Consider the following 2405-nt stretch of genomic DNA (forward strand, 5'->3'; position numbering starts at 1 on the left):
ACCAGCGGCCCCGAAACCCCCGCCCGGCGGCGCGCGCCCCGGTGGCCCGGGTGTCGGGTGGGGTGGGAGCGAGCCCGCGCCCGTTCATCACTCGCCCTGGCCGCCGTGGTCAGGGAGCCGCCTGCCTCTGCTCTCGGCCACTCGCAGTACGTCGCGCAGCGCCTCACAGAGCCGGTTGGCGAGGAAGCGGAGCTCTCTCGCGTCCGCCTTACGGTCGCCCAGCAGCGCTCGGGCGTGACCGAGAAGCTCCGTCCCCATGGACAGCTGCAGTGCCTCGATCTGGTCCGCCCGGCGGTTCAGCGGACTGTCGTCGCTGTCCGATGCCAGGTAGCACGGCCTGCCGTCGGGATCGGACCAGGGGAGTAGGCGCAGATCGGTCATCGCGTCCTTCGCTCAGCAGGTGGGCGGGGTCTGGTACAAGTGCACCGCTTCGGCGCGAGCCCGGGGCTGCGCGTGACCGGACGTTGGGGCGGACGTTTCCCTCTGTGCAGGGCTGTCGAGCGCTGGGGGGTCGGATGGCGAACAGAACGTTGGCATCGCTACGCAGGAAGGCGGGTTACACGCAGGCGTCCTTCGTCGCCGCGTTCGCCCGTGAGGCCGCCAGGCTGGGGATCGACGCCTCGGTGAGCGTCCGCCAGCTCCGGCGGTGGGAGAGCGAGTCGCCTCCGCCGTTACCGCATCCGAGCCAACAGGCCGTATTGGAGGTGGTGTTCGGCCTTCCGCTTGCCGACATGGGATTCGACGTTCCCGCGCACCGGTGTTCGGATGTCGAGTGGATCGGCCACGATGGAGACGTGAAGCGTCGAGCGTTTGTCACGGGGTCGGGTGCGATCGCGGCGGCGGCGGTCCTTCCGAACCAGCACGGCCCGCGTATCGGTGCGAGTGAGGTGGCGGCGTTCCGCGCCCGGCTGGCCGACCTCTACGCCGTCGATCACCAGTCGGGCGGTATCCCCGCGAAGGCGCGTGCCGAGCGCTTGGAGCGGGAGCTCACGCATGTGCTGAGCAGCAGCGTATATACGAGCGGGGTGGGCCGTGATTTACAGGCCGCGCTTTCCGAGCTGCACAGCAATCAAGCGTGGTACGGCTACGACAGTGGGCCGCTCGGGCAGGCTCGCACCGCCGCCATGGAGGCGTTGACCACGGCTCAACTCATCGGCGACGGTCTCTTGCAGCTTTCCGCGCTGGAGACCCTCGTCCTGATCGATATCAAGACGGACCGGCTGTGGGAGGCCGCGTCAGCGGTCGAGTCCGCTTATGGCCTGGCCAGCAGGAGTGGGGCCGGGCCGACGGTGCATCTTGTGATCGCTCTGCGGGAGGCCAACGTAGCCACGCGGGCCGGGGACACGGCCGCTGCCCGGAGAGCACTCAGCCGTGCTCTTTCGTACCAGAGCCGCACCGACACGGATATTGATGTGCCGAGTTGGGCACGGTTCGCAGGCCCCATCGAAATCGACTACGCCACAGCGGATATGTACGTGGCGGCTGGCGAACCACGACGCGCTGTGCCGTTCTTGCGTGCCGCTGTCGATGGTCTGGCTGGTGGCTATGCCCGCAACGCGGCCTGGTACCGGTCGAAACTCGCCTGCACGCTCCTTGACGCGGGGGAGGCTGAAGAGGCGTGCGCTGAGATGGGAAGTGTGCTCGATGCCTATGAGGAAATCGATTCCGATCGGCTGACGCAACGCATGCACGCCTTCCGCAAGACCGCCATTGCCATGGACACCGTGGTGACGCGCGATATATCCGCCCGCATCTGTGAGGCCACACGAGGAGGCAGATCATGACCGGGACGGTCACTGTCGAGAGCATGGACGGCGCGGCTGCCGCGCGGGCCGAGCCGGAGTTCAAGCTGGTCTACGCCGAGGTCTTCGCCGAGGAGCCTTACGAGGAGACTCCGGAATCGGTCGACGCGAACTTCCGCCGATTCCGTTCGCAGGTCCGCAAGGCCACCTTCCGCGCCGCCCTCGCCCGCACGGGCGAGGGCGTGCCGGTCGGCATCGCCTACGGCTACCCGCTCAGCCCCCACACCGGCTGGTGGGACCGGCTCATCACGCCCGTGGACGACGAACTGCGTCGCGAGGACGGGCATCGGACGTTCGGGCTGATGGAACTCGCCGTACGCGCCCCGTGGCGCCGTCTGGGGGTGGCACGCCGGATGCACGAAGCGGTGCTCACCGGCACCACCACGGAGCGGGTGCTGCTCAACGCACGACCGGACGTCGAGGCCGCGCAGGCCGCGTACCGGTCGTGGGGCTACCACAAGGTGGGGGCGGCCCACCCGTGGGAGGGCGCGGTCCTCCACGACGTCATGGTCCTGGACCTGCGAGGTCGCCCCCACCGCTGAGCGATCCGGAACCGGGCCGGGCAGCCGCGCGCCGCCGGGCGGGGGTTCTGGGGCCGCTGGT

Annotated in this window: 3 protein-coding genes; 2 read left to right on the forward strand and 1 reads right to left on the reverse strand. The window is 69.3% G+C overall.

Translation table 11 applies throughout. The features are described from left to right. Positions 1–87: 87 nt before the first annotated feature. Positions 88–381, reverse strand: a complete 294-nt coding sequence (locus tag AXW62_RS39510) for a hypothetical protein (RefSeq protein ID WP_060948541.1) — start codon at positions 379–381, stop codon at positions 88–90. A gap of 134 nt (positions 382–515) precedes the next feature. Here AXW62_RS39510 and AXW62_RS39515 point away from each other — a divergent pair, with 134 nt between their 5' ends. After that, on the forward strand, positions 516–1784 hold the full coding sequence (locus tag AXW62_RS39515) for an NsdA family TPR-like regulatory protein (protein WP_060948542.1): 1269 nt from the start codon (positions 516–518) through the stop codon (positions 1782–1784). Further along, the gene (locus AXW62_RS39520; RefSeq protein WP_060948543.1) at positions 1781–2344 is read left to right on the forward strand and encodes a GNAT family N-acetyltransferase; all 564 of its coding nucleotides are present in this window, start codon (positions 1781–1783) and stop codon (positions 2342–2344) included. Before AXW62_RS39515 ends, AXW62_RS39520 begins: the two co-directional genes overlap by 4 nt. The last annotated feature ends 61 nt before the right edge of the window (positions 2345–2405 follow it).

It is taken from the genome of Streptomyces hygroscopicus subsp. hygroscopicus (assembly GCF_001553455.1).
Classification (GTDB): Bacteria; Actinomycetota; Actinomycetes; order Streptomycetales; family Streptomycetaceae; genus Streptomyces; species Streptomyces hygroscopicus.

Excerpts from the sequence above, each read along its gene's own strand:
- AXW62_RS39510 (WP_060948541.1), bottom strand. The coding sequence starts at position 381 with ATGACCGATCTGCGCCTACTCCCCTGGTCCGATCCCGACGGCAGGCCG.
- AXW62_RS39515 (WP_060948542.1), top strand. The coding sequence starts at position 516 with ATGGCGAACAGAACGTTGGCATCGCTACGCAGGAAGGCGGGTTACACG.
- AXW62_RS39520 (WP_060948543.1), top strand. The coding sequence starts at position 1,781 with ATGACCGGGACGGTCACTGTCGAGAGCATGGACGGCGCGGCTGCCGCG.